The following is an 18,961-nucleotide window of genomic DNA, read 5'->3' on the forward strand; positions in this document are numbered from 1 at the left end:
GCACCTTAGGGCGTCACAGGCGCCCGGTGGCGATGACCTTGCGATACCAGTGCGCGCTGTCCTTCCACGTCCTGCGCTGCGTCGCGTAGTCGACGTGGATGATGCCGAATCGCTTGGCGTACCCGAAGGCCCATTCGAAGTTGTCGAGCAGGGACCACACGAAGTACCCGCGCACGTCGGCGCCCGCGGCCCGGGCGTCGAGGACCGCCTGGAGGTGGTCGCGCAGGTAGGCGACGCGGCGCTCGTCGGACACCTCCTCGGGGTAGGCCGCGCCGTTCTCGGTGATGAGAACGGGCAGATCCGGATACTCCCGGGCGAACCGGGCGAGCAGCTCGGTCAGCCCTGACGCGTCCACGGGCCAGCCCATGTCGGTGACGGGGGCGTCCGGGTCGCCCCCGGTGACGTAGTGCGGCGCGTAGTAGTTCAACCCGATGTAGTCCAGCGGGGCGTGCGCGGTGGCCTCGTCGCCGTCGTGCACGAACGACCAGTCCGTGACGGACGCGGTGTCGGCGATGAGGTCGGCCGGGTAGGCGCCGTCCAGCATCGGGCCGAAGAAGATCCGGTTGCCGAGCGCGTCGGCCCGGCGGACCGCCTCGGCCTCGCCCCGGAACACGTGCGGGTTGAGGGTGACGCCGACGCGGCCCGGCAGGACCCGGGCGGCGAGGCCGTGCGCGAGGTTGAGGTGGTGCGCGGCGGTCAGCGCCTCGACCCGCGACCGGTGCCCCGGCGCGTGGTCGCCGGTGTCGTGCCCGAGGAACGCCGAGCACCACGGCTCGTTCAACGTGATCCAGTCGGACACCCGGTCGCCGAGCGCGCCCGCGACGACCGCCGCGTATCCGGCGAACCGGTACGCGGTCTCCCGGTTCGTCCAGCCGCCCCGGTCCTGGAGCCGCTGCGGCAGGTCCCAGTGGTAGAGCGTGGCGTACGGGGTGATCCCGTGCTCCAGGAGGGAGTCGACGAGCCGCGAGTAGAAGTCGAGGCCGCGCGGCTCGATCCTGCCGCCGGGCGTGACCCGGGGCCAGGAGATCGAGAACCGGTAGGCGGTGACGCCCAGGTCCGCGAGGTGCTTCACGTCCTCGGGGTACCGGTGGTAGTGGTCGCAGGCGACGGCGCCGGTGTCGCCGTTCAGGACGTGCGGGAACGCGTCCCAGATCGAGGGCTCGCGCCCGCCCGCGTCCAGCGCCCCCTCGATCTGGAACGCGGCGGTCGCCGCGCCCCAGACGAAGTCCTCCGGGAAGGTCACAGCACCTCCGCTCCGGCCCGCGCCAGCAGCGGCAGGCTCATGACGTCATGGTTCTCGGTCACCCAGCGCGGCCCCGTCAACGTCTCCCCCGACAGGACGTGCGTCCACTCTCCCTCAGGGACGTAGTACGTGACGTCCCCCGAAGCGGCGAACACCGGCGCGACGAGCAGGTCGGAGCCGAGCATGTACTGGCGTTCCAGGTAGGCGCAGTTGGGGTCCTCGGGGAACTCCAGCACCATCGCCCGCATCATCGGCAGGCCCTCTTCGTGGGCCTCGCGGGCGACGCCGCGCAGGTACGGCATCAGCCGCTCCTTGAGCTTCGTGAAGTGCCGCAGCACGTCCACGGCCTCCTCGTCGAACGCCCACGGCACCCGGTAGGACTGGCTGCCGTGCAGGCGGCTGTGCGAGGACAGCAGGCCGAACGCCGTCCAGCGCTTGAACAGCTCGGGGTCGGGTGTGCCCTCGAAGCCGCCGATGTCGTGGCTCCAGTAACCGAAGCCGGACATGCCGAGCGAGAGGCCGCCGCGCAGGTTCTCGGCCATCGCCGAGAACGTCGACTCGCAGTCGCCGCCCCAGTGCACCGGGAACTTCTGGCCGCCGGCCGTCGCGGAGCGGGCGAACAGGATCGCCTCGCCCTCGCCGCGCCGCTCGCGCAGCAGGTCGAAGACCGCCTCGTTGTAGAGCTGGGTGTAGTAGTTGTGCATCCGCTCGGGGTCGGAGCCGTCGTGCCAGGCGACGTCCACGGGGATGCGCTCGCCGAAGTCGGTCTTGAAGCAGTCGACGCCCATGTCGAGGAGCGCGGCGAGCTTGCCCTGGTACCAGGCGCGGGCGTCCGGGTTGGTGAAGTCGACGATCGCGAGGCCGGGCTGCCAGTGGTCCCACTGCCAGACTGAGCCGTCCAGGCGCTTCAGAAGGTAGCCGCCGGCCTTGCCCTCCTCGAACAGCGGGGACGCCTGCGCGATGTAGGGGTTGATCCAGAGGCAGATCTTCAATCCCCGGTCCTTCAGCCGCTTCAGCATCCCGGCCGGGTCGGGGAACGTGCGGGAGTCCCAGGTGAAGTCACACCACTGGAACTCCTTCATCCAGAAGCAGTCGAAGTGGAACACCGACAGCGGGATGTCCCGCTCGGCCATCCCGTCGATGAAGGACGTGACGGTCTGCTCGTCGTAGGAGGTGGTGAAGGACGTGGACAGCCACAGGCCGAACGACCAGTCCGGCAGCAGCGGGGGGCGGCCGGTCAGCGCGGTGTACTTGCGCAGGATGTCCTTCGGCGTGGGCCCGTAGATGACGTAGTACGCGAGGGACTCGCCCGCGACGGAGAACTGGAGCCGCGAGACGTTCTCCGAACCGACCTCGAACGAGACGTGGCCGGGATGCGCGACGAAGATGCCGTAGCCGTCGTCGGTGAGCACGAAGGGGACGTTCTTGTACGCCTGCTCGGACGCGGTGCCGCCGTCGGCGTTCCAGACGTCGACGGTCTGGCCGTTCTTCACCAGCGGGCCGAACCGCTCGCCGAGGCCGTACACGTGTGCGCCGACGGAGAGGTCGAGCTGCTCGCGCACGAACGCGCCCTCGGGCGTCGTCAGGTAGGCGGTGGACTTGGCTGAGGTCGCGGTGAGGACCTTGCCTTCCGCGACGGCCTCCATCCGCCAAGCCGAGTCGCCCTGCCGGAACCGGACGGTCAGCGCGCCGGAGGTGAGCGAGGCGTACTCGTCACCGATCTCCCCCGACGTCTCCGGCGGCGCCGTGTCCAGCGGGAACTCCGGCCCCCGGTCCAACCCGCCCGCGAAGTGGGTGATCTTCACGCCGACGACGTCCGGGGCAGGCGCGGAGCACTCGAAGGTGAGCATCGGGCCCTTGAGGAGGTCGCCCCGGTGCCGCACGTGCACGACCGGCGCGCGAAGGGTGAGCGAGCCGGGACCGGCGGAGGCATCGAGGATCTCGGCCGGGTAGGCGGCCTCGACCCCTTCGCGCATGAGCCAGTACCCGTCGGTGAACTTCACTTGATGGCCCCCACTGTGATGCCGCGCGTCAGCGTCCGCTGGAAGAGCAGGAAGAAGACGATCGCGGGGAGGACGCCGAGGAGCGATGCGGCGCTCTGCATCGTGGCGTCCATGTACTTGTCGCCCGCCGTGGTCGCCAGCGCGACCGGGACGGTCTGGTTGTCGTTGGAGATGAGGAACACCAGTGGCAGGAAGAACTCGTTCCACGTCCAGATGAAGAAGAAGATCATCAGAACGGTGAGGGTGGGCCGGCTGATCGGCACCACGACCCGCCACAGCACCCGCCAGCGGCCCGCCCCGTCGAGCTCGGCCGCCTCCAGCAGCGAGCGCGGGAAGGTGCCGAAGACGGCCGACAGCAGGTACGTCCCGAACGCCGCCTGGATGACCGTCATGATGATGATCACCGACAGCCTCGTGTCGTACAGGCCGAGCCACTTCGCGCCGTAGTACAGCGGGTAGACGAGCTGCTCCTGCGGGAGCGTGTTGGCCAGCAGGAACACCGCGAGGATCCAGGTGCTGCCCTTCACCCTGCCGATCCCGAACGCATAGGCGTTCAGCACCGACAGCAGCACCGCGAGGACCGCGACGGTCCCGGCGATGAGGGCGCTGTTCCACAGCTTGCGGCCGAAGTCGACCCGCTCCCAGAACGTCTTCAGCGCCTCTATATGGATGGACTCCGGCAGCGCGAGCGGGCCTCCGGAGGAGTACTCGGCAGGGGTCTTCACCGCGTTCATGAGCACGATGGCGAACGGCACGAGCATGACGACCGCGAGCACGATGAGCGCGGTGAGGACGGCGTGCCTGCGCAGGGCGATCACGGCGTCTCCTCCCCTCGTCGCTGGGCGCGCAGGAACAGGAACGTCACGACGACGATGACGAGCGTCAGCACCGTCGCGATCGCCGAGCCGTAGCCGACCTGCGTCTTCTGGAAGAAGTTCTGGTAGGAGAAGTAGGACGGGACGTTCGTCGCCCCGCCGGGCCCGCCGCGCGTCAGCACGTAGATCGGGCCGAACACCTTCAGCGCGGCGATCGTGCAGGTCAGCAGCACCACGAAGATCTCCGGGCGGATCTGCGGGATCGTGATGTGCCGGAACTTGCGCCACCAGCCCGCGCCGTCGATCTCGGCGGCCTCGTAAAGCGACGGGTCCACCCGTTGGAGGCCGGACATGAAGATGACGACGGGGTAGCCGATCTGGAGCCACACGAGGATGCCGCCGACGCTGGGGAGCGCGAGGCTCTCGTCGCCCAGCCAGTCCTGGCCGGGCAGCCCGATCGCTTCGAGGACGGCGTTCAGCGCGCCCGCCGTCGGGTTCAGGATCCACGTCCACACCACGCCGGCGACGGCGACGGGCAGCACCTGCGGGAGGTAGAACGCCGCGCGCAGTCCGCTCGCCGTCCGAGGGCCGTAGAACCTGCCGACGAAGTCGAACAGGACCGAGGCGAGGACCAGGCCGAGGAACGTTGGGATGACGGCCATCGCGAGGATCAGCACGAGGTTGTGCTCGAACGACTGCCAGAACCGCTCGTCCTGGAAGAGCCGGGAGTAGTTCTCCAAGCCGATCCACTCCGGCGTCCCGATGCCCTGCCAGCGGGTGAAGCCGAGCACGGTGCTGGCGACGAACGGGGCGCCGATGACGACAGTGAACAGGACCGCGCTCGGCACCAGGTACAGCCAGTAGGACGCGGTGCGCTTGGGCCGCACGGGCGGCGGGGTCCCCTTGGAGACGTCCGCCGCCCGCCCGCCCTTGCGGACCTCAGTCGCCAAGGCCCTGATCCTCGATGTTCTCGTCGTACGGGCCCGCGATCCCGTCGAGGAACTGGTCCGGGGTGGCGCTGCCGTTGATGAGCTTCTGGGTGTTCTGGACCAGCACGTCGTAGTAGCCGGGCGCGGGCCAGTCGGGGTAGAAGGCGAGGCCGTCGGAGGAGTTCACCTTGCCGAAGAGCTCGATCAGCTGCTTGGACCTGGGGTCCTCGATGGCCGCGGGGTCGGCCGCCACGGGGACGCCGCCCTCGTTGCCGAGGATGTTCTGGATCTCCTTGCTCATCGTGATGTCGATGAAGTCGTAGGCCAGGTCCTTGGCCTTAGAGTTCTCAGGGACGACCCACAGGTTGCCGCTCGATCCGGCGTTGAGCGCGTTGCCGGGGAACAGGAACGAGTCCCACTCGAAGTTCTTGACCTCCTGCTGGAAGCGGCCCCACCACCAGCTGCCCGAGACCAGGATCGGGAAGTCGCCCTTCATGAACGCGACGCCCATGTCCTCGGCCTTGGTGCCCGCGGAGTTCTTGGCGATGTAGCCCTTCTTCACCCAGTCGGCGAAGGTCGTCGCCGCGTAGGTCCAGGCCGGGTCCTTGAAGTCGTTCTTGCCCTTGTAGAGCTGGTACTTGTCCACCCAGGCGCGGTCGGCCTTGGACAGGGCGAGCTGGTACAGGTACTGCTGCGCCGGGTACTCCGCGCCCGCGTTGCCCAGCGGGGTGATGCCCTCGGCGACGAACGCGTCCATCACCTTGGTGAAGTCGTCGAGGGTGGTGGGGACTTCGAGCTTGTACTTCTCGAAGAGATCCTTGTTGTAGTAGACGGTGACGAACTCCCCGTAGTTGGGGATGCCGTACCAGTTGCCCGCGCCCATGATGCCGCGCTCGTCGTACCTGGCCGTCGTCTGGAGGGACGGGCTGAGGAGCTTGTCCCACCCGCGCTCGGCCACCTCGTCGGACAGGTCCGTCAGCAGGCCCTGCTTGGCGATGAGGCCCGCGGTCGCGTTGCCCTTGTTGTATTCGAGAATGTCCGGGGCCTCATTGGAGTTCAGCGCCATCGCGCCGCTCTGGTTGATCTGCTCGAAGGACTTCTCCTCGAACTTCACCTTGACGCCCGGGTGCGTCTCCTCGAACTTCGCGATGGCCGCCGCCCAGGCCTTGCCCATCGCGCCGTCGGCGCTCTCGTAGTGCCACAGCCGCAGCTCCTTGGCACCGGACGGCCCTTCGTCCTCGGCTCCGCCGCCGCACGCGGTCAGCGCCAGCATGCCGACCGCCAGCGCGGCCAGCCCACGCAGGACGGGGATCCTGCTCTTCTTCTGCATCGGGTCCTCCAGGGGTGGGTAGCGCCCCCGACGTCTGCTGTCGAAGCGCTTCGATTCGAAGCGCTTCGACAGACTAGGCCGCCGTGACCCACGACACAACCCCCCAATTCCCAGCATTTGGGAGCGCTCCCAGAACGCGCCTAGGCCGGGGGGAGGTTGAGGAGGATGACGCCGAGGGCGACGATGGCGGCTGCGGTGATGCGGCGGGGGCCCAGGCGCTCGGCGAAGAAGAGGGCGCCGATGACGGCGCCCCAGATGACGCCGGTCTCGCGGAGGGCGGCGATCTCGGCGAGGGCGCCGCGGGTCTGGGCCCAGATGACGATGCCGTAGGAGAGGGTGGAGACCAGGCCGCCTATCGCCGACATGGCCCAGAGCTTGCGGGGGGCGGACAGGACGCGGCGGCCGCGGAGGAGGACGACGCCCAGGGCGGTGAGGGAGCCTTCGAGGAGGAAGAGCCAGGCGGTGTACTTGTGGGCTCCGTCCGCCACACGTACGCCGAGGCCGTCCACAACGGTGTAGGCGGCGATCGCAAGGCCCGTCGCGAGGGCGGCGGCGAGGGCGGGTCCGGTGGGGGCCGCGCTCCGGCCGACGAGGGCGAGGGCGGCGAGGCCGCCGCAGACCGCGGCGAGGCCGACGAGTTGGAGGCCGCTCAGATGCTCGCCCAGCAGAGCCGCCGCCAGGGCGACGACCAGCGGGGCGCTGCCGCGGGCGACGGGGTAGACCTGGCTGAAGTCGCCGAGCGTGTAGCTGCGGGCGAGGAGCAGCAGGTAGCCGATGTGGATCACCACCGAGGCCAGCAGGTACGGCCACGCGGGGGCGGCGGGCAGGCCCGTCAGCGCGAGCGGCAGGCAGACCAGCGAAGAGGCGAGCCCGATGACGGCGAAGGCGAAGTACCTGTCCGGGACCGCCTTGGCCAGGGCGTTCCAGACGGCGTGAAGGAAGCCGGCGAAGAGCACGGCTGCTGCGGTGACCATGAGGGCACTTCACCGTGCCGCGACGGATACGGGAAGGGATACCGGCCCTCGATCGTGGACGCACCGGCGTCGCCGAACGCGTCGCCGTCCTCGTCACCCGGTTCACCGGCGCGTGATCGCCCTCCGGCACTAGCCTTGCGCGGGTGGCCGGGAGAACGGGTCCGCTGGACGGGCTGGACGAGGTGGCGTGGGCGTCGCTGCACCACGCGTACGGGACGGCCGAGGACGTGCCGGGGCAGCTCCGGGCGTTGGCGTCGGCCGATCCGGAGGCGCGGGAGGCGGCGCGCGGGCTCTACGGGAACGTCTACCATCAGGGCACACGCTGGGAGGCCAGCCCGTACGTCGTGCCGTTCCTCGCCGCGCTCCTGGACGATCCGGGGACGCCCGGGCGCGGCTCCGTCATGGGGCTGCTGCGGGCGGTCGCGCTCGGCGACCGCGACGACGCCGATCTGCCCTTCGACGTCGGCGCGGCGTTCGCCCGCGCCGAGCGCCTGACGCCGGAGCGCGCCGAAGCCGCGACCCGCAGGCTCTACGGGTATGACGAAGAGGACGATGAAGACGAAGACGCGGAGGACGACCTGCCCGAGGAGGATGAGGCGGATGAGGCGGATATGAACGACGTCGTCGTCCTCTGGGCCCGCGACTGCCATCGGGCCGCGGGCCGCGTCCACGACCGGATCGTCGCCTGGACCGCGGATCCCGATCCGGTCGTGGCCGCGGGCGCCGCCGAACTCCTCGCCTGGTATCCCGCCTCTCCCGCGGCGGTGGCCGCGCTCCTCGCCGTCCCCGCCGAGGGGCGCGAAACCGTCCGGGCCAGCGCCAACCTCGCGCTCGCCCATCTGCCCGCCGCCGACCCTGCCGTCGCAGAGGTCCTGACCGGCCTGCTCGACGCCCCGCACCGGGCCGTCGCCCTCACCGCCGCGGTCGCGCTCGCCCACCGGGCCGCCGACCCCTTCCCCGAACGCGCCCTCACCCTCCTCGTCGAGGCTCCGGCCCATCCGGTCCCCGCCGACTCCTTCCCGCTCCCCTGGGACCGCTCCCTCCAGGGCTTCGCCGCCCTGTCACTCCAGCGGCTCGGCCTCCCGCGCTGACCCGGCGGCCCGCACGGGGCCGCCCGCGCGGACCAGCGCCGCCAGGCCGTCATGGACGCCTGCCGCGAAGACGGGGGTCCGAGGCGAACCGAAGACCGCGCTCCCCGGCGCCCAACGCATGCGGCTCGAAGTCGCGGTCGCGCCCCGAGGCCCCGCTCCCCCGGCCCTCATCGCCGCCCCGGCGATCAGCCGAGAGTGCTGTTCTTCTTTGCGAGATTCCATGGCCGCACCGTGGAGGTCCTGGAGGACCGAGGGCTGGACGGCCTGTCCACCCGGGCCGTCGCCGACCGCCTCGGGGTCCGGATGAACACCGTCCTGTGGCATGTGAAGACCAAGACCCGGCTGCTTGAGCTGATGGCCGACGCCGTCACCGGGGAGGCGCCCCTCGACGCTTTGCCCGACGCGCCGCGCGAGCGGGTCCGCGAGCTGGTCGGCCGGTTCCGGGCGGCCCTCCTGGACACCGGCCGCCCCGAGAAGGAGGCCGCCTGGACGGCCTGGACCCTGCTGTACTTCACCCTCGGCTTGACCCAGGAGGAGCAGGCCGCGCCCGGCGAGTCCCGGCTGGCCGCCGCGCTGCCGGCCGACGCGCATCCGGCGCTGCGCCGCGTCCTGCCCCACCTCGACACCGGTTCCTTCGCCGACCGCTTCGCCTTCGGCGTCGAGGCGATCCTCGGCTGAGCCGCACGGGGTATCCACCCGGTGGATGGGAGACATACGAAAGAGCCGCCTTCCGCATCCCGGGCTTCCGGCACATAGTGATGGCCATCACATCCCCGGAACGCTCTGGTGAGGCCACCCCATGTCCCATCCCCCTTCGGTGCCCCCGCGTGCGGCGGGGCCCGTCCAGCTCGTCCTGCTGCTGGTCGGGAGCTGTATGCCGGTGCTCGGCGCCGTGCTGCTGTCGCCCGTCCTGCCGCGGATGGAGGAGGAGTTCGCGTCGGTCGGCGGCGCGGAGATCCTCGTGCCGGTCGTGCTGACGCTGCCCGCGCTGTTCATCGCGCTCGGCGCGCCCTTCGCCGGCGCGATCGCCGACCGCTTCGACCGCAGACGGCTGCTGCTCGGCACGATGGTCGCCTACTCGGTGTTCGGCACCGCGCCCCTCTACCTCGACTCGCTGCACGCGATCCTCGTCAGCCGCGCGCTGGTCGGCGTGTGCGAGGCGGCGATCATGACCTGCTGCACCACGCTCATCGCCGACTACTGGACGGGCGCGCGCCGCATCCGCTACCTCGGCGTGCAGACCCTCGTCACGACGGTCTCGGCCACCGTGTTCTTCGCGCTCGGCGGGGCGCTCGGCGCGGGCGGCTGGCGCACGGTGTTCTGGCTGTACCTCGTCGCGGCGGTCGTCGCGCTGCCGATGGCGCGGTTCCTATGGCAGCCGGAGCGGCCCGAGCAGGACACCGGCGAGCCGGTGCCGGCCCGCCGCCTCGCCGTCCCGGTGCTCGTGACGGTCGCGGGCGGGCTGGTGTTCTACACGTTGATCGTGCAGCTCTCGTACGTGCTCGACGAGGCCGGTGTCTCCGACAGCGCCGCGATCGGTGGCGTCACCGCGCTGATGTCGCTGGCGACGGCGGTCGGGGCCGGGCTGTTCGCGAAGGCGACCCGGCTGGGGCTGCGGCCGCTGCTCGTCGCGGAGTTCGCGATCTCCGGCGCGGGGCTGCTGCTGGTGGGCGCGGCCGGGTCGGTGCCGGTGGTGGTCGCGGGAGCGGTGCTCACCGGGTTCGGCACCGGCCTGCTGCTGCCGACGCTGCTCACCTGGGCGGTGGACGGGCTGTCGTTCGCCCAGCGCGGACGCGGCACGGGCGTGTGGACCTCGGCGCTGTTCCTCGGCGAGTTCCTGTCGCCGCTGGCCGTCGGCGGACTCGCCGCGGCGACGGCCGGGCTCGGCGGTGCGCTCGGGATCGTCGGCGGCGCTTCGCTGGCGCTGGCGCTGGCGGTCGCGGTGCTGCTCAGGGACGGTTCCGGGCAGCACGCGGCAGCGTTCGGCCGGGCCTCGGCCTGACCCTGCGGGCGGGTCCGCACCGGGCCCGCCCGTCCTAATCATCCATGGAACGGATGAAAGACATACCCGTTATCGATTTCCCAAATCACGTGACGGCGGCCACAGTGGAAGCGCATTCACGGAAGGAACCCTTGATGTCCGCTCTTGCCTCACCCGCCGGGCCGTTCGCGGTCGGCACTTTCCAGGACGCCGACGGCCGCGGGTTCGCCGGGCTCGTCACCGGCGACCGGGTCCTCGACCTCACCGGCTCCGGCCTGCCCGAGACGACCCGCGGCCTGCTCGCCGACTGGGCCGCCGCGCTCCCCCGCCTCGCCGCGCTCGCCGCGTCCGACGCGCCCCGGCTCGCCCTCGCCGACCTGCGCGTCCTCGCCCCGGTCGAGCCCCGGCAGGTCTTCCAGTCCGGCGCGAACTACCGCACCCACGTCATCGACCTGGCCGTCGCGCACCGCGCCCCCGACGACGCGCGCACCGCGGACGAGATCCGCCGCGACACCGCAGCGCTGATGGACCGCCGTGCGGCAGAGGACCTGCCTTACGTCTTCACCGGCCTGCCCAGCGCGATCACCGGCCCGTACGACGACATCGCGGTGCCCGACTGGGTCGCCAAGCCCGACTGGGAACTGGAGCTGACGGCCGTCATCGGCGAGGAGGCCTACCAGGTCTCTGAGGCCGACGCCCTCGACCACGTCGCGGCCTACACGATCGCCAACGACCTGACCGCGCGCGAGGCGGTGTTCCGGCGGGACATGCCCGAGATCGGCACCGACTGGCAGCGTTCGAAGAACATCCCCGGCTTCACGCCGCTCGGCCCGTTCCTGGTGCCCGCCGGATTCGTCGGAGACGTCGCGGACCTGACCGTCCGCCTCGACGTGAACGGCACGACCTACCAGGACGAGTCAACCCAGGACATGATCTTCGGCGTCGCGCGGCTCGTGTCGTACATCTCCCAGTCCGCGCGCCTGCTGCCCGGCGACCTCGTGCTCACCGGCAGCCCGGCCGGGAACGGGATGCACTGGGGCGTCCTGCTCCAGGACGGCGACGTCATGGAGGGCTCCATCACGGGCCTCGGCGCGCAGCGCAACCGGATCGTGCGGAAGGCAGGCTGATGCTCGACCGGACCGACCCCGAAGGCGAGATCGCCAAGGCCGCCGCCGCGTACTCCAACTGGGGGCGCTGGGGCGACGACGACGTGCGCGGGACCGTCAACTTCCTCACCGAGGCCAAGCGGCGCGAGGCGGCGGCCCTGGTGCGGCGCGGCGTGAGCTTCTCCCTCGCGCAGTCCTTCGACATGAACGGGCCGCAGAAGGGCTGGCGGCGGCGCACCAACCCGGTGCACACCATGCTCGACACCGGCACCGACGCCGCCCTGGGCAACCAGGGCTTCCCGCACGGCATCGGCGGCGCCGACGACGTCATCGCCATGCCGCTCCAGTGCTCCACCCAATGGGACGGCCTCGGCCACATCTTCGACCACGGCAAGGCCTGGAACGGCCGCCCCGCCGAACGCGTCGTCACCTCCGACGGCGACCTCGTCACCGGCATCGAGACCCTCGCCGCGCCGGTCGTCGGACGCGGTGTGCTGCTGGACGTCGGCCGGGTGATCGGCGACGGCGAGCTCCCCGACGGCTTCGCGATCACCGAGGCGCATCTGACGGCCACCGCCGAGGCCCACGGCGTCACGATCGGCACCGGCGACATCGTCTGCGTCCGCACCGGACAACTCGCCCGCGCCCGCCGCGACGGCTGGGGCGAATACGCCGGAGGACCCGCCCCCGGCCTCTCGTTCACCACGGCGGGCTGGCTGCACCGCACCGAGATCGCCGCCATCGCCACCGACACCTGGGGCTTCGAAGTCCGCCCCAACGAATTCGACAACGCCTTCCAACCCCTGCACCAGGTCGTCATCCCCAACATGGGCCTGCTGATCGGCGAGATGTGGGACTTCGAGGAGCTCGCGGCCGACTGCGCGGCCGACGGCTCGTACGCGTTCCTCCTCGCCGCCCCGCCGCTGCCGATCACCGGCGCGGTCGGCTCCCCCGTGAATCCCCTCGCCCTCAAGTGAAATGAGCGACCACCCCATGCGTTCAGTCCTCATCGTCGGCGGCGGCGTCGCCGGGTCGGCGCTCGCCGTCCTGCTCGCGCGCGGCGGCGTCGCCGTCGAGATCGCCGAGATCAACGCCGACGTGTCCGCGCTCGGCTCCGGCATCACCCTCCAGGGCAACGCCCTGCGCCAGCTCCGCGCCCTCGGCGTGTGGGACGCGGTGCGCGCCAAGGGCTTCGCGTTCGACGAGCTGGGCATCCGGCTGCCGGACGGCACCGTGCTCGCCGAGATCCCCGACGTCCGCACCGGCGGGCCTGACCTGCCCGCCACCCTCGGGATGAACCGGCCGGAACTCGCCGAGATCCTGCACGCGGCGGTGCTGGAGGCGGGCGTCACCGTCCGGTTCGGCACGACCGTGGACGCGCTGACGGACACCGGTGACGGCGTGGACGTCGTCTTCCGGGACGGCACGACCGGCTCCTACGACCTCGTGGTGGGCGCGGACGGCATCCGCTCCCACGTCCGGGAGCTCATCGGGATCGAGGCGCGGCCCGAGCCCGTCGGAATGGGCATCTGGCGGGTGCACACCCGCCGGCCCGAAGGCGTCACCCGTACCGACCTCGCGTACGGCGGGCCCTGCTTTATCGCCGGGTACTGCCCGACGAGCCCGACCGAGATGTACGCCTACCTCGTGGAGAAGGCCCGGTCGAAGGAGGAGGTCGCCGGGCTCGACCCGATCGCGGAGATGCGGCGGCTCGCCGAGGGCTACGGCGGCGAGTGGGCCGAGATCCGCGCCGACCTCACCGAGGGGGCGCGGGTGAACTACACCTGGTTCGAGGCGCTGCTCGTCGACGAGCCGTGGCACCGGGGCCGGGTCGTGCTGGTCGGCGACGCCGCGCACGCCTGCCCGCCGACCATCGCGCAGGGCGCGGCGATGTGCCTGGAGGACGCGGCGGTCCTCGCCGAGACGCTCCTGGCCGGCAAGCCCCTCGACGGGTACACCGAGCGGCGGCTGCCGCGCGTGCGGGCCGTGGTGGAGGCGTCGGTGCAGATCTGCGCGTGGCAGCTCGCGGGCGAGCAGGGCGACGTGCCCGGCACCATGGGCCGCACCTCCGCGCTGCTGACGGAGCTGCCGTGACCACCGTGGACGTGCACGCGCACGTCATCCTCCCCGAGATCGAGGCCGCCGTCGCCGACCTGCCCGGCCTCGCCGAGCACCGCGCGCTCGACGCGCGGCGCAACGGGGCCGCCTCCCTGGCGGTCTCCGGGCCGATGGTCGGCTCGCGGATCCCGAAGCTCACCCAGGTGCCGGTGCGGCTCGCCGACATGGACGCCCAGGGCGTCGACGTGCAGATCGTGAGCCCCTCGCCATCGCACTACCACTACTGGACGGACGAAACCGCGGCCCGGACCGTCTGGGAGCTGGCGAACGCGGGCACTGCGGCGCACTGCGCGCAGGCCCCCGAACGGCTGCACGGGCTCGGGCTCGTGCCGCTCCAGCACCCCTCGCTGATGGTCGAGGCGCTGGACCACGCGCTCGCCGCCGGTCTGAAGGGCGTCGAGATCTCCTCGCACGCCCCCGGCGTCGAGCTCTCCGACGAACGCCTTGAGCCGTTCTGGGCGCACGCCGCCGCCACCGGGGCCGTCGTCTTCGTGCACCCCTTCGGCTGCACGCTGGACGAGCGGCTCGACAGGTACTACCTGTCGAACATCGTCGGGCAGCCCGTGGAGAACGCCGTCGCGCTCTCGCACCTGATCTTCGCCGGGGTCCTCGACCGGCATCCCGCGCTGAAGATCGTCGCCGCGCACGGCGGCGGCTACCTGCCGACGTACCTGGGCCGTGCCGACCACGGCTGGGAGGTGCGGCCCGAGGCGCGTACCTGCGCGGAGAAGCCGAGCGCCTACCTGCGCCGCCTCTGGTGCGACTCGCTCGTCCACGACGCGGGCGTACTGCGCGCCCTCGTCGCCGCCGCAGGCGCCGACCGGGTCGTCCTCGGCTCGGACTACCCCTTCGACATGGGCGTCGAAGACCCGCTGGCCCGGCTCGACGCGGCGGGCCTCACCGCCGCCGAGCGCGCGGCGGTCGCGGGAGAGACCGCCGCCCGACTCTTCGGAATCAAGGAAGTGACCCCGTGACACGACTGATCACCCATCTGCGGCACGTCGACCTCGCCGTGCCCGACTTCGCCAAGCAGCGCGAGTTCTACGCCGGCGTCTGGGGGCTGGAGGAGGTCGCGACGGACACCGGACTGTCGTTCCTCGCCGCCGCGGGCTCGCCGGAGCAGTACGTCGTGCGGATCCGGGAGGCCGCCGAGAAGCGGCTCGACCTCGTGGCGTTCGGCGCGCAGACGCCCGCCGACGTGGACGCGCTGGCCGCGCGGCTGCGGGCCGCGGACGTCAGGCTCGTCACCGAGCCGGGGACACTGGACACGCCCGGCGGCGGCTACGGTTTCCGGTTCTTCGACCTCGACGGGCGGACCATCGAGATCTCCGCCGACGTCGCGGTGCGGGCGCACCGCAAGATCGAGGAGAAGGAGTCGGTTCCGGTCCGGCTGTCGCACGTCGTGCTCAACTCCCCCGACCTCGCCGCGACCCGCGCCTGGTACGAGACGCACCTGGACTTCGCGCTCTCCGACACGCTGTCCAGCCCGCACATGGGCGACGTCATGCACTTCATGCGCTGCAACCCGCAGCACCACAGCCTCGCCATCGCCAAGGGGCCGCACACGTCGGTGCACCACCTGTCGTTCGAGCTGCGCGGCGTCGACGAGTACATGCGCGGCTCCGGGCGCGTCATCCGCTCCGGCGCGAAGAAGATCTGGGGGCCGGGGCGACACCTCGCGGGCGACAACACCTTCACGTACTTCCTCGACCCGCACGGCAACACCGTCGAGTACACGACCGAGCTGGAACTCCTCGACGAGGACACCTGGCACCCGTCCGTCCATGACTTCTCCCAGCCGGAGGTCACCGACCAGTGGGGGACGGCGAACCCGATGAACGAGCTCGTCGCCAAGGAATCGTTCAACGACGTCGACCGCGGCATCTTCGTCGCCCCGCCCGTCTGATGCGGTACCTCACCTATGTCCACGCGGGCCGCACCCTGTGCGGCGTCGCGGCGGACGAGACGGTGCACGCGCTCGACGCCGCCTCGATGCGGGAGTTCGTCGGGTGGACCGCCGCCGAGCAGGAGGCGGCCGTGGGGCGCGCGCTGGGTGAGCCCGGTGTTCCGGTCGCGGAAGTCCGGCTGCTCCCCCCGCTCGATCCGCCGACGGTCCGGGACTTCGTGGCGTTCGAGGAGCACGTCGAGGGCGTCCGCAAGAGCGTCGACGGCGTGTCGGGCGTCCCCGACCGGTGGTACGAGGCCCCCACCTTCTACTTCACGAACCCGCACTCGCTGGTCGCGACCGGCGACGAGGTGGCCATGGCGCCCGGCAGCGCGGTCCTCGACTTCGAACTCGAAGTGGCGGTCGTCATCGGCAAGGCGGGCCGCGACCTCACCCCGGAACAGGCCCGCGACCACATCTTCGGCTACACGGTCTTCAACGACTGGTCCGCCCGGGACCTGCAGTCCCTGGAGATGAAGGTCGGCCTCGGCCCCTGCAAGGGCAAGGACTTCGCTTCCACCCTCGGCCCTTGGATCGTTCCCGCCGCCGACCTGGAGCCGTACCGCGACGCCGACGGGTTCCTCGGCCTGGGCCTGACGGCCGAGGTCAACGGCGAGGAGGTGGGCCGCGACCTGCTGTCGAACATGGGCTGGCCCTTCGAGGAGCTCGTCGCCTACGCCTCCCGAGGCGCCGAGCTCCGCCCCGGCGACGTCCTCGCCTCCGGCACCTGCGGCAACGGCGGCTGCCTCGCCGAACTCTGGGGCCGCGCCGGCGCCTCCGAACCGCCGCCCCTGGGCCCCGGCGACGAGGTCACCCTGACGGTCGAGGGCATCGGCGCCCTCGTGAACAGGATCGTCCCCGGGGCCGCCCCGGTCCCGATCCCCGCAGCACGCCCCCGGCCGAGAACCCGCCCCCGCGGGTGACCGGAAGGGCCGCCGCACCGCGGCGGCCCTTCCGGCGGGCCCGCAGGATCAGGGGATGCCGGCGCCCACTTCGATGAGGGTCTCGCGGAGCCAGCGGTGGGTCGGGTCGGACTGGTGGACGGGATGGAACCAGAGGGCTTCGAGGACGGGGACCGCCTCGTAGGGGGCGGGGTGGATGGCGCAGGGGGTGGAGGGGGCGAGTTTGCGGGCGAGGCGTTCCTGGATGAGGGCGATGCGGCCGGTGCCGGCGATGAGGAAGGGCAGGGACTGGAAGTTCTCCACGACGATCTCCACCCGGGGCTTCACGCCGAGGAGGTTGAGCTGGCGGGCGGCCGAGGCGCCGGCTGTCGGGCCGCGGAAGGTCGCCACCCAGGGGAGGGTACTGAGGTGGTCCATGGTCAGGCCGTCGGCCAGAGCGGGGTTGCCGGGATCGGCGAGGACGACCCAGCGGTCTTCGTAGATGTCTACCGACGGGTAGCCGGTGATGAAGCCGTGCGGCATGATCACGCCGTCGGAGGAGCGGAGCGTGGTGTCCACGTCGTCGATGCGCGGGACGTTGATCTGGAGGAAGCGGATGCGGACGTTCGGGGCGCGTTCCCCGAGGACGCGCATCAGCTCCTCGCCCATGACGCTGACGGCGTAGTCGGAGGTGACGAGGGTGAACTCGCGGTCGCTGGTGGCCGGATCGAACGACGGGCGGGCCGAGAAGACGCGCTCGACGACGCCCACGGCGTGGGTGGTCGCGTCGACGAGGGCGGTGGCGAGCGGCGTCAGCTCGTAGACGTTGCCGGTGCGGATGAGGAGCTCGTCGCCGAAGTGGCGGCGCAGCCGGGCGAGGTTGGCGCTCATCGCGGGCTGGCTGAGGCCGAGCCTGCGGCCCGCGCGGGTGACGTTGCGCTCTTCGAGCAGCGCGTGCAGGGCCATCAGGAGGTTGAGGTCGAGGCTTTCGAGTTGCACCCACCCAGCATAGACCGGACCGATACCCCAGCCCTAGACCATCTTTCTTACCGATCATCAGGGTCGCGTCCGCGTCAAGGCGGCCCCTCGCCGCGGGATCGGCGGGGCGTCGGTCTTTGACGGGCTCCGCGGCCACCGCCACCGTGGTCGCGGCAGCGCCCGAGCGAGGAGGCCCGATGGCGAGACCCTGGTACCGGCGGCTCTACGCCCAAGTGGTGGTCGCCATCGGCGCGGGCGTCCTCGTCGGAGGGCAGTGGCCCGAGCTCGGCAAGGCGCTCGAACCCGTCGGGACGACCTTCGTCGCCGCGATGAAGATGCTCATCGGCCCCATCGTCTTCCTGACGGTCCTCGGCGGCATCGGCGGCGTCTCCGACCTGAGGAAGGTCGGCGCGACCGGCGTCAGGGCCCTCGCCTACTTCCAGGTCGGCACCCTCGTCGCCCTGCTCACCGGGCTCGTCGCCGGCAACGTGTTCCGGCTCGGCGAGGGCGTGCACGCCGACCCGTCGGCACTCGCCGCGACCGAGACGGCGCAGCGCTACATCGACGGCGGGCGGGAGCGGCGCTGGTGGGAGTTCCTCACCGGCCTGGTGCCCGACAGCTTCTTCGGGGCGTTCACCGAGGGGAACATCCTGCAGATCATCTTCCTCGCGGTGCTGTTCGGCGTCGCGCTCCAGGCCGTCGGGCCGGTCGGCGCACCACTCCTGGACGGGGTGCGGCGGCTGACCGAGGTCGTCTTCCACGTGCTCGGCATGGTGATGAGGGCCGCGCCGCTGGGGGCGTTCGCCGCGATGGCCTACTCCGTCGGCGCGTTCGGCCTCACCGCGCTCACCGGCCTGGGGGCGCTGATCGCGCTGTTCTACGCGACGTCGGTCCTGTTCGTGGTCGTCGTGCTGGGCGGGCTGCTCGCGGTGTACCTGAGGCTGAACATCTTCCGCCTGATCGGCTACTTCAAGGAGGAGTACCTCCTCGTCCTCGGCACGTCCACGTCGGAGCCCGCCCTGCCCGGGCTCATGCGGGGGCTCACCGCGCTCGGCGCGGACCGGTCCGTGGTCGGCCTCGTCGTCCCGACCGGCTACAGCTTCAACCTCGACGGCGCGGCCCTCTACCTGTCGATGGCCACCCTCTACATCGCCCAGGCCACCGACACTCCCCTGGGCGTCGGCGACCAGGTGGCGCTCCTGGCCGTCATGCTGCTGACGTCCAAGGGCGCCGCGGGCGTGGCCGGCGCGGGCTTCCTGGCGCTCACCGCGACCCTCGCCACCCTCGGCACGGTCCCGGCCGCCGGGATCATGCTCATCTTCGGCATCGACAAGTTCCTGTCCGAGTGCCGCGCCCTCGTCAACTTCTCCGGCAACGCCGTCGCCGCCCTCGTCATCGCCAAGTGGACCGGCACCCTCGACCTCGGCCGGGCCCGCGCCACCCTCGCGCACCGCCCGGCCGCGTCCCCGGAGCCCGCCACCACCTGACGGCCCGACCTCGTCGCAGGGGTCCTCCTGCCCCGCCGCAGGTCGAGGCCGAGCGACCCTCCCCCGCCCGGGAGGCGGGC

The 18,961-nt window shown here is 71.5% G+C and carries 17 protein-coding genes; 10 read left to right on the forward strand and 7 right to left on the reverse strand.

The genetic code is table 11. The annotated features are described in order from the left end of the window. Positions 1–13 precede the first annotated feature (13 nt). The 6 genes from ACYVOM_RS11415 to ACYVOM_RS11440 all read right to left on the reverse strand — a co-directional run bounded on the left by ACYVOM_RS11415 (position 14) and on the right by ACYVOM_RS11440 (position 7,294). Entirely contained in the window at positions 14–1,243 is a 1,230-nt protein-coding gene (locus tag ACYVOM_RS11415; protein ID WP_460303261.1) for a GH1 family beta-glucosidase, read from the reverse strand. Next, complete coding sequence (gene yicI / locus ACYVOM_RS11420) at positions 1,240–3,246, reverse strand: alpha-xylosidase (RefSeq protein WP_460303262.1); 2,007 nt, start codon at positions 3,244–3,246, stop codon at positions 1,240–1,242. The genes ACYVOM_RS11415 and yicI overlap by 4 nt, the downstream gene beginning before the upstream one ends. Next, the gene (locus ACYVOM_RS11425; protein WP_460303263.1) at positions 3,243–4,064 is read right to left on the reverse strand and encodes a carbohydrate ABC transporter permease; all 822 of its coding nucleotides are present in this window, start codon (positions 4,062–4,064) and stop codon (positions 3,243–3,245) included. The genes yicI and ACYVOM_RS11425 overlap by 4 nt, the downstream gene beginning before the upstream one ends. Next, the gene (locus tag ACYVOM_RS11430) at positions 4,061–5,011 is read right to left on the reverse strand and encodes a carbohydrate ABC transporter permease (RefSeq protein WP_460303264.1); all 951 of its coding nucleotides are present in this window, start codon (positions 5,009–5,011) and stop codon (positions 4,061–4,063) included. Before ACYVOM_RS11430 ends, ACYVOM_RS11425 begins: the two co-directional genes overlap by 4 nt. Further along, positions 5,001–6,320, reverse strand: a complete 1,320-nt coding sequence (locus tag ACYVOM_RS11435; protein WP_460303265.1) for an ABC transporter substrate-binding protein — start codon at positions 6,318–6,320, stop codon at positions 5,001–5,003. Before ACYVOM_RS11435 ends, ACYVOM_RS11430 begins: the two co-directional genes overlap by 11 nt. 140 nt (positions 6,321–6,460) lie before the next feature. Further along, entirely contained in the window at positions 6,461–7,294 is an 834-nt protein-coding gene (locus tag ACYVOM_RS11440) for an EamA family transporter (RefSeq protein ID WP_460303266.1), read from the reverse strand. A 143-nt stretch (positions 7,295–7,437) separates the two neighbouring features. On the opposite strand from ACYVOM_RS11440, the gene ACYVOM_RS11445 reads away from it, so the two are divergent. The 9 genes from ACYVOM_RS11445 to ACYVOM_RS11485 all read left to right on the forward strand — a co-directional run bounded on the left by ACYVOM_RS11445 (position 7,438) and on the right by ACYVOM_RS11485 (position 16,458). Continuing rightward, complete coding sequence (locus tag ACYVOM_RS11445; protein WP_460303267.1) at positions 7,438–8,385, forward strand: hypothetical protein; 948 nt, start codon at positions 7,438–7,440, stop codon at positions 8,383–8,385. Positions 8,386–8,616: 231 nt separating this feature from the next. Further along, entirely contained in the window at positions 8,617–9,063 is a 447-nt protein-coding gene (locus ACYVOM_RS11450) for a TetR family transcriptional regulator (RefSeq protein ID WP_460303268.1), read from the forward strand. A 121-nt stretch (positions 9,064–9,184) separates the two neighbouring features. After that, entirely contained in the window at positions 9,185–10,387 is a 1,203-nt protein-coding gene (locus ACYVOM_RS11455) for an MFS transporter (RefSeq protein ID WP_460303269.1), read from the forward strand. A gap of 134 nt (positions 10,388–10,521) precedes the next feature. Beyond that, positions 10,522–11,493: a fumarylacetoacetate hydrolase family protein gene (locus tag ACYVOM_RS11460; RefSeq protein ID WP_460303270.1), complete on the forward strand. Its 972-nt coding sequence runs from the start codon at positions 10,522–10,524 to the stop codon at positions 11,491–11,493. Further along, positions 11,493–12,449 (forward strand): cyclase family protein, encoded by a 957-nt coding sequence (locus ACYVOM_RS11465; protein ID WP_460303271.1) that lies wholly within the window; start codon positions 11,493–11,495, stop codon positions 12,447–12,449. The genes ACYVOM_RS11460 and ACYVOM_RS11465 overlap by 1 nt, the downstream gene beginning before the upstream one ends. 16 nt (positions 12,450–12,465) lie before the next feature. Beyond that, positions 12,466–13,566, forward strand: a complete 1,101-nt coding sequence (locus tag ACYVOM_RS11470) for an FAD-dependent oxidoreductase (RefSeq protein WP_460303272.1) — start codon at positions 12,466–12,468, stop codon at positions 13,564–13,566. Then, on the forward strand, positions 13,563–14,564 hold the full coding sequence (locus tag ACYVOM_RS11475) for an amidohydrolase family protein (protein WP_460303273.1): 1,002 nt from the start codon (positions 13,563–13,565) through the stop codon (positions 14,562–14,564). Before ACYVOM_RS11470 ends, ACYVOM_RS11475 begins: the two co-directional genes overlap by 4 nt. Continuing rightward, positions 14,561–15,496, forward strand: coding sequence for a VOC family protein (locus tag ACYVOM_RS11480; protein ID WP_460303274.1), 936 nt, complete (start codon positions 14,561–14,563; stop codon positions 15,494–15,496). The genes ACYVOM_RS11475 and ACYVOM_RS11480 overlap by 4 nt, the downstream gene beginning before the upstream one ends. Further along, the gene (locus ACYVOM_RS11485; protein ID WP_460303275.1) at positions 15,496–16,458 is read left to right on the forward strand and encodes a fumarylacetoacetate hydrolase family protein; all 963 of its coding nucleotides are present in this window, start codon (positions 15,496–15,498) and stop codon (positions 16,456–16,458) included. The genes ACYVOM_RS11480 and ACYVOM_RS11485 overlap by 1 nt, the downstream gene beginning before the upstream one ends. A 48-nt stretch (positions 16,459–16,506) precedes the next feature. On the opposite strand, the gene ACYVOM_RS11490 is transcribed toward ACYVOM_RS11485, so the two are convergent. Then, positions 16,507–17,415: a LysR family transcriptional regulator gene (locus ACYVOM_RS11490; protein WP_460303276.1), complete on the reverse strand. Its 909-nt coding sequence runs from the start codon at positions 17,413–17,415 to the stop codon at positions 16,507–16,509. A 176-nt stretch (positions 17,416–17,591) separates the two neighbouring features. Here ACYVOM_RS11490 and ACYVOM_RS11495 point away from each other — a divergent pair, with 176 nt between their 5' ends. After that, positions 17,592–18,881: a cation:dicarboxylate symporter family transporter gene (locus ACYVOM_RS11495; RefSeq protein WP_460303277.1), complete on the forward strand. Its 1,290-nt coding sequence runs from the start codon at positions 17,592–17,594 to the stop codon at positions 18,879–18,881. Positions 18,882–18,961 lie beyond the last annotated feature (80 nt).

The organism is Actinocorallia aurea (genome assembly GCF_054783995.1).